At 64.2% G+C, this 7,295-nt stretch carries 7 protein-coding genes and 2 tRNA genes (1 of these 9 cut by a window edge); 3 read left to right on the plus strand and 6 right to left on the minus strand.

Annotated features, from left to right (window positions below; translation table 11 throughout):
• Window positions 1–232: 232 nt before the first annotated feature.
• From thiE to thiD, 3 genes are read left to right on the plus strand one after another with little or no spacing between them, the layout of a single operon-like run.
• Complete coding sequence (thiE, locus tag ABGT83_RS04665; protein WP_346686184.1) at window positions 233–892, plus strand: thiamine phosphate synthase; 660 nt, start codon at window positions 233–235, stop codon at window positions 890–892.
• Window positions 874–1,470 (plus strand): cysteine hydrolase family protein, encoded by a 597-nt coding sequence (locus ABGT83_RS04670; protein WP_103265334.1) that lies wholly within the window; start codon window positions 874–876, stop codon window positions 1,468–1,470. Before thiE ends, ABGT83_RS04670 begins: the two co-directional genes overlap by 19 nt.
• 8 nt (window positions 1,471–1,478) lie before the next feature.
• Entirely contained in the window at window positions 1,479–2,258 is a 780-nt protein-coding gene (gene thiD, locus ABGT83_RS04675) for a bifunctional hydroxymethylpyrimidine kinase/phosphomethylpyrimidine kinase (RefSeq protein WP_346686186.1), read from the plus strand.
• Window positions 2,259–2,284: 26 nt separating this feature from the next.
• Here thiD and ABGT83_RS04680 read toward each other — a convergent pair whose 3' ends face one another.
• From ABGT83_RS04680 to ABGT83_RS04705, 6 genes are all read right to left on the minus strand, one after another.
• On the minus strand, window positions 2,285–3,928 hold the full coding sequence (locus ABGT83_RS04680) for an amidohydrolase (RefSeq protein ID WP_346686188.1): 1,644 nt from the start codon (window positions 3,926–3,928) through the stop codon (window positions 2,285–2,287).
• A gap of 139 nt (window positions 3,929–4,067) precedes the next feature.
• A complete protein-coding gene (locus tag ABGT83_RS04685) occupies window positions 4,068–5,183 on the minus strand; it encodes an MBL fold metallo-hydrolase (protein WP_346686190.1) in 1,116 nt (371 codons plus the stop codon).
• 147 nt (window positions 5,184–5,330) lie between these two features.
• A tRNA-Glu gene (locus tag ABGT83_RS04690) sits at window positions 5,331–5,407 on the minus strand.
• A gap of 33 nt (window positions 5,408–5,440) precedes the next feature.
• A tRNA-Gln gene (locus ABGT83_RS04695) sits at window positions 5,441–5,514 on the minus strand.
• Between the two features lie 210 nt (window positions 5,515–5,724).
• Window positions 5,725–6,489 carry a CDGSH iron-sulfur domain-containing protein gene (locus ABGT83_RS04700; protein ID WP_103265330.1) on the minus strand — a complete coding sequence of 255 codons (765 nt, stop codon included), beginning with the start codon at window positions 6,487–6,489 and terminating at the stop codon, window positions 5,725–5,727.
• Between the two features lie 295 nt (window positions 6,490–6,784).
• On the minus strand, window positions 6,785–7,295 hold the 3' portion of the coding sequence (locus tag ABGT83_RS04705; protein WP_346686192.1) for a CCA tRNA nucleotidyltransferase. It continues 929 nt past the right edge of the window; 511 of the gene's 1,440 nt are visible here — the last part of the coding sequence; its start codon lies beyond the right edge, outside the window — the gene reads right to left on this strand; it ends in the stop codon at window positions 6,785–6,787.

The following is a 7,295-nucleotide window of genomic DNA, read 5'->3' on the forward strand; positions in this document are numbered from 1 at the left end:
CTAGCAAAGCGTACGGCCCGAGCCATACGCTCGGAGTCGAGCGAGCGAAGCGTATAATGATGGACGGGCCCTTGCTGGGATGTGCGATGATTGTTTGCTCGCATCCCGGTCGAATCGATCGCGAGAGCGTCTTGCGAAGCCGATGATCAGACGGCCCGATGAAGCGGTTGCAAGGGCCGGCTGCCTTCGCAAACCGATGGCGTTCCAAACTACCGCAGAAAGGACTCCGCCAATGTTTCCGAAAGACAAGCTGCGTCGGGCGCTCGCGCTGTACGCGGTGACCGACCGCATGTGGCTTCGCGGACGATCGCTTGTTGCCTGCGTCGAAGATGCGCTCGCCGGTGGCGCGACCTTCGTGCAGCTGCGCGAGAAGGAAGCGCCGTGCGCTGAGATCGCACTGCGCGCTCGCACGCTCATTCCCGTGTGTCGGGCTGCGGGCGTGCCGTTCGTCGTGAACGACGACATCGAAGCGGCACGCGTTTCCGGCGCGGACGGGGTGCACGTCGGGCAGGGTGATGCCGCCGTCTCGGAGGCGCGCGACGTCCTTGGAGCGGACGCAATCGTGGGCGTGTCCGCTCAGACGGTCGAGCAGGCGCTCTCCGCGCAGGCTGCCGGCGCCGACTACCTGGGCGTTGGCGCCGTATTCGGCACGTCTACGAAGCCCGACGCTGATGAGGTGGGCCTCGCGGGGCTGGCTGCCATGTGCGCTGCGGTTGATATACCTGTGGTGGCAATCGGCGGCTTGAACGCTCGCACAGTGCCCCTGTTGGCTGGAACGGGGGCGGATGGCGCGGCGGTGGTGTCGGCCATCTTCGCAGCCGACGATATCAGGACTGCAACGAAGGAGCTGTTTGCGACGGTGAAGGAGACGCTATGCTTGGAGACGAACTGAACAAGAACGCATTCGATCCGGCCGACCTCGAGAAGGGTAGGTGCGCGCTCCTCGTCATCGACATCCTAGGCGATCCGAACGCCTCGCCGATGAAGGAGGCGCTTGCGCCTGTCGTCGACAACGCCGCGCACCTGTGCGACGCGGCGCGTGCCGCCGGCGTTCCGGTCGTGTTCGCAAACGATGCCCACATTCCCGGCCTCGATCGCGAGCTTGAGCTGTGGGGTCCGCACGGCTTGGCGGGAACGCCGGAGGCCCAACCGGCGCCCCAGCTGCGGTGCTCCGAGGGAGACTTCGTGGTGGACAAGCGGCGCTACAGCGCCTTCTACCAAACTGGACTGCGTCTTCTGCTCGACGAATTGGGAGTCGACACGCTGATCTGCATCGGTATGGATACGAATATCTGCGTGCGCCATACGGTGGCGGACGCCTATTTCGACAACTTCAGCATCGTCGTCGTCGACGATGCTACGCTCACCTTTCTTGTGGGCGATCAAGAAGAAGGCCTTGCGTACATGGAGACCTGCTATGCGGCGAGGATCGCCTCGACCGATGACGTCGCAGCGTTTCTCGCGTCGTAGGGGGATATATGAAGGCTGTTCTGAGCATAGCGGGTTCCGATTCAAGCGGCGGGGCGGGCATACAGGCCGACATCAAGACCATCGCAGCGCACGGCCTATTTGCCGAGACGGCGATCACAGCACTTACGGCGCAGAACACGCTCGGTGTTGCCGGCGTTCTCGACGTCGATCCGGGTTTCGTGGAGGCGCAGATCGATGCGGTGTTCGAGGATATCCGGCCCGACGCCGTAAAGGTCGGGATGGTATCGTCTTCGGAGATCATCCTAGCTATCGCCCGGGCGCTGGAACGCCACGGAGCCGCGAACATCGTGGTCGATCCGGTGATGGTGGCCACGAGCGGCGCGCGCCTGATCGGCGAGGATGCAATCGAAACCTTGAAGAGCCGGCTGCTTCCGCTCGCCACGGTGACGACGCCGAACATGCCTGAGGCCGAAGTGCTCTGCGGCTTCCCTGTCTGGGACGAGGCGTCGATGGGGCTCGCCGCGCACGAACTTGCGCATGCGACAGGGGCCGCCGTTCTTGTGAAAGGTGGCCACAGCGATGATCGTGCCGACGACGTGCTGGTCGTCGGGGAGGAGCCCCTCTGGCTGCGCGCGCCGCGCATCGACACGTCGAACACGCATGGCACCGGCTGCACGCTCTCGAGCGCCGTCGCCTGCGGCTTAGCGCTGGGTTATTCGATCGAACAGGCTGTGCGCAGCGCGAAGGACTACGTGCACGGAGCCCTTGCCGCCGGCCTCGACCTGGGTCGCGGCTCGGGTCCGCTCGACCATATGTGGGAATACTAGGGCTTCGGCAGTCTGCGCGCGTCGTCTCACGCTTCGAACGCGCAACGGCCGCCCATGAAGGTGGCCAGCACGCGCGTCTTCTGGATGTCATCGATGTCGCACGCGAGCACGTCGCGGTCGAGCACGGCAAGATCGGCGAGCATTCCCGGCTCGAGCGTGCCCAGCTCGCGCCGTCTCCCGGCCGCGGCGGCGCTCCCCTGCGTGTAGGCGCGTAAGGCCTCGGCGCGCCCGATGCGCTCCTCAGGCAGCCATCCGCCCGCGGGGTCGTGCGTGACGGGATCCTGCCGTGCGATCGCGGCATACAGCACGTCCATCGAGTTCACATCCACCACCGGCGAGTCGGTTCCGAATGCGAGCACCGTGCGCGCATCCAGTAGCGTTCTAAACGGCCACATGAGCCGGACGCGCTCCGATCCCAGATCGTGTTCGGGGCCCCCGGGATCGAGCGTCATGTGCGGCGGCTGCACGGCGGCCACCACCTGCAGTTGCGCCAGCCGCTCAATGTCCTCGGGCAGGAAGTTCTCCACATGCTCGAGGCAGTTGCGCCGTCCCTCCGGCAGGGGACCGTAGGCCGTGCGAGCCTCCTCGAAGATGTCGAGCGCAGCATGGATAGCCGCGTCGCCGATCGTGTGGATGCGCACGGGATATCCCTTCGCGGCTGCAGCCAGCACATACTCCCGCATCGTGGCGGCGTCCACCGTGGGTCTTCCGCAGTCTTCCGGGAAGCGTGCATTGGAGTAGGGCTTGGTCACCCACGCCGTGTGCTGGCTCGATACGCCATCGAAGAATTGCTTGAAGCCGGGCGCCTGCAAGGATGGACCCGTGTACTTCTCCCGCATGTTCTCAAAACGCCTCATGTCGTCGAGCAGGGTGGGGAACAGGTGCACGCGCGCCGTCAGCTCGCCCGAGGCAAGCAGGCGCGCATGTATATCGTCGCGGATGAAATCAAGTCCCGGGTGCGCCATGAGCGACAGGTCGCACACGCTCGTCACGCCGTTGCGAGCCAGCGTGGAGAAGAATCCGCGGTAAGCGTTGGTCACCTCCGCGTCGCTGAACGCTCCCATGATGCGCGGCATGAGCGCCATGGCCGCCGCCTCGCGCACGATACCCGTGAGCTCACCGTCCTCGAAGCGATCGTAGGAGCCTCCGGAGGGCGGGACGCTGTCGCATGTCAGGCCAAGCTCGCGCAGGGCGGTGGAATTCAGCCACAGTGTGTGCGCGTCGCCCGAATACAGCGCTGCGGGACGATCGGGGAACGCCTCGTCGAGCGAGTGCTTCGTCGGCATGATGGGCGGGTTCCAGCGGTACTCCCGCCATCCCTGGGCCAGAAGCCAGCCGTCGGGCCGTCCGGCTGCGGAGGCGCGCATGCGCGCGACGCAGTCGGCCTCGCTCTTGCCAACGAACGTGGTGGCGAAAGGGGAGGAGTAGATGGCGGAATGGAAGAAGTGCAGATGGGAATCATGGAATCCCGGCAGAACGAGCGCGTCGCCGAAGTCGCGCACCTCGGGCGCGCCCGTTTTGCTGTTCGTCTCTCGTACGAAGGCGCTCACATCCTCGTGGGGCCCCACGGCAGCGATACGGTCGCCTGCGATAGCGATCGCGGAGGGAGTTGCCGCGACGGCCGTTCCCGTGAACACGCGGGAGCTCTCGATGACGAGATCGATGTGCATGAAAGAGCACTCCTTTCGCCTCCGCCGTCTTGGCGGGACTGTCGAAACTACGCGCGTACCAAATACCCCGCGCTTCACTGCCGCGCGCTCCGCGTAGGATTGCTGTATGGCGACGGCATCGGTCCTTTTCGAGAGCGCATCAGCCCAGGGACGACGGCAGCTCGAACCGGTATTCGTCGCCGCAGATGGTCTGTTTGAGCTTGCCTTGGCAGACCAGATAAATCGCATGGGCCATCGTTTCGCCCATCGAAAAGAACTTCTGATCGAGCGCCCATTCGTTCCAAGTATCGTAACGCCACCTCGCGTGGGAGGAGATGGATACAATATCGGTGTGGCCCGATGCGATCAGTTCGTATATCTCCTGCAAACGGGCCTCGTGGTGCTCGATGATCTGGGCCACGCGCCCTTTCAGGTCGTGGAAGGGCGCGCCGTGGGCAGGCAGCACGAGATCCGCGTCGTAGGAGTTGAGCTTGCCGAGGCTTTCGAGGAACTCCTTGAGCGCATTGTAGGCGGGGAACCAAGACGATATGGAGGGCGTGATGCGCTCGAGCACATGGTCGCCGATGATCATGAACTTTCGGTTGGGCTCGAACAGGCAGATATGCCAAGGGTCGTGGCCCGGCGTCTCGACGATCCGAAATCTGAAATCGCCAGCTTCGAACGTGTCTCCCTCGCTCAGGTAGGTGACGAGCGGATGGTTCTTCAGCGGCAGCAGCTCGGCTGATACGTGCAGGCGCGGTTTTCCGTTCTCGTACGATATATCACGCTGCTGCGCACCCGTCGCAGCTTGTACGAGCAACGGCCCGAACACGCTCTCCTCCATATCCAGCAGGTTCTCCACCTCCTGGAACGAGTGAAGGTTCGCAAAGACGGGCATGCCCTCGCGGTATATCCGATCGAGGTTGCCCGTATGGTCGGGATGCGAGTGCGTGAGCACGATCTGCACATGGTCCCATGATCGCCCGAGGGCGTTCAGTGCGTCATCGAGGGCCTGTTCGCACGCGGGGTGGTTGAACCCGACGTCAACGATGGTGGTGGTGCTCTCGCCTAGGATGAAGTACGAGTTGAGCGCCTTGAGCGGGTTGTGAGGCAGGGGGACGCGCACAAGGTAGAGACCGTCGAAGATGCGCACCGGCACGCCGAAGGGCGTCTGGGAGAGCGTCTCCGCATCGAAACTGCAAGACCCTTCAAGGTACGATGGGTTCTTCGCGGACGCTCTGCCGGGTTCGCATGGGGCATGCTCGATCGATTCCATGATGTTCAGCCTTCCGTTTGTCTTCGTGCGGCCATTGTACGCTCGAATCGCACGTGGGAGGACGGTTCGAAACAGGCTTCGCAGATGATACAAAGTCGTCGTAATAAAGCGAAAGGCCAGCGGATTGCTCCGCTGGCCTGAAAGTTCTGGTAGCTCCGACCGGATTCGAACCGGCGACCTCCGCCTTGAGAGGGCGGCGTCCTAAACCGCTAGACGACGGAGCCACATGGTTGCGCTGCGCCAGTATACCGTAAAAATGGCTGGGGTGGAAGGAGTCGAACCCTCACATACGGTACCAGAAACCGCTGTCCTGCCATTAGACGACACCCCATCGGCTTACCGATGCGCATCCGCTGCTTTCGCAACAAGACGCGAGCGCGAGTGGATATATTACGGGGTGCAGACCGGTTCGTCAAGTCTCGTCGTCAAATTTTTTGAAATTTGCCGCGGGGAGCCCGAGGGCCGGATGGGGGGTCGACTCGGATCTCGAGGGCCCGAGGGCCGCGGGCCCTACCGAAAGGCGAACCCGCGGCCGCATCGTTTACTTCTCTTCCTCTGCGTCAGGGTCGGTCAGACCATCGCGGTAGCCTATGGTCACGTGCATGGCGTCGCAGAACGGCTTGTTGCGGGAAGCGCCGCAGCGGCAGAGTGCGTAGCGATTGCGCAGCTCGTAGACTGAGCCGTCGGCGCTGACGAGGGGAATGCCGCCGCGCACGTACAGAGGCCCGCTCACCCCTTCCTCAGGGTCTTCCAACAAGGCGATGGACGGTTCGAGGCGCGGCTCGTATACGGTTCCTTCCTCCGTGTCGACATGGACGAGGCGTCCGGCCGGGCAGTCCGACGATGCCTTCACAGCCTCGTGCTTGAGGCGCTCGTCGTAGGAAAGCTCGGTGAGCGTCCAGACGTCGCCATCCTCGCGATGGCAGAACCGGGCGAACGCGCAGCGATTATCGTCGAGCAACGTGACGCCGGGGCCGGGGTACACGTCGGCTCGCTCGTCGAACGGCTCGCGCGAGGCGGTTTCCTCGCCGTCGAACGAGATGGACACGTGGGTTCCGTCGCAGTAGGGTGGGGTGCTCGTGCGGCCGCAACGGCAGAGGGCGTAGACGTCCTGAGAGGGGAACGTGCGGACGGTGCGGTATTCCCGGTGTCCTCCCACCGGCGTGATCGCCTGCTCGGTCAACTCGACGTTGCCGTGAACGACATAGGGTCCGTTGGCTGTGATCGTGATGCTCTGAGCCGGCGTTGCGGCTGGTTCGACGCTGGGGGCGGGGCGGGTTCGGACGGGTGCTGAGGGTGCGGGCATGGGATCCTCGCTTTCTAGTCGGACGTTCTTCAGCTCAGTATAGAAAGCGCCCGTCCATGCGATCACGCGGTGGTGCGATCGTCACGGTGCAGTAGTGCGGACGTCACGGCGAGGAGGAAAGCGAGGCGCTCGGTGAATAGCGCGGCAGACCGAATATACGGTCCGGGGCACGGCGGTAGCGGCAGCCGGCCGATCCCTCATACGCGAAGGTCGACGCGCAGTCTGCGATGCGGCGCGAGAGTGCCTGCACCGAGTCTGGCTCCCGCCGGATCGACGGCGACGGCGGTCTGCGGTGCTACCGCTCGTCCTCGCGCTCCGTCCGCCAGGCCGCGACGAACGCACGGAGCTCGTCGCGATCGTTGGATACGTGCCCATCGATGACGGCTTCAAGCGCTGCGTTCAGCGCCTGTCCAACCCGCGGCCCCTGCTCGATGCCCAACGCGATAACATCGCGTCCGCCAAGAGCGAGTTGCTTGAGGGAGAACACCTCGTCTTCGGAGAGGATGCCGTCGAGAATGCGCTCGAGCTCGTCGGCGAGCGCGACTCGTCCGATGCAGCGGGGAGCTTGTGCTTGCGCGTCGCCGCGCTTGAGATCGCAGAGGGCGGCGAACAGCTCCGCGTCTCCGCCGAGGCGCGCAAGGGCCCGCTTGACCGCCTTGGACGTGGATGCGATGTCATCGTCATGTCGCTCAACGAGTTCGAGGACGCGTTCCGAGAAGGAACCGGGCATCGACAGACGGCGCATAATTCCGCGAGCCAGCTCGACGCTGATGCGGGCGTGCCCGTAGAAGTGCCCGACGCCGTCG

This window comes from Enteroscipio rubneri (genome assembly GCF_963929405.1).
In the GTDB taxonomy this organism is placed as follows: Bacteria; Actinomycetota; Coriobacteriia; order Coriobacteriales; family Eggerthellaceae; genus Enteroscipio; species Enteroscipio rubneri.

Excerpts from the sequence above, each read along its gene's own strand:
- ABGT83_RS04670 (WP_103265334.1), top strand. The coding sequence starts at position 874 with ATGCTTGGAGACGAACTGAACAAGAACGCATTCGATCCGGCCGACCTC.
- ABGT83_RS04700 (WP_103265330.1), bottom strand. The coding sequence starts at position 6,489 with ATGCCCGCACCCTCAGCACCCGTCCGAACCCGCCCCGCCCCCAGCGTC.
- ABGT83_RS04680 (WP_346686188.1), bottom strand. The coding sequence starts at position 3,928 with ATGCACATCGATCTCGTCATCGAGAGCTCCCGCGTGTTCACGGGAACG.
- thiD (WP_346686186.1), top strand. The coding sequence starts at position 1,479 with ATGAAGGCTGTTCTGAGCATAGCGGGTTCCGATTCAAGCGGCGGGGCG.
- ABGT83_RS04685 (WP_346686190.1), bottom strand. The coding sequence starts at position 5,183 with ATGGAATCGATCGAGCATGCCCCATGCGAACCCGGCAGAGCGTCCGCG.
- thiE (WP_346686184.1), top strand. The coding sequence starts at position 233 with ATGTTTCCGAAAGACAAGCTGCGTCGGGCGCTCGCGCTGTACGCGGTG.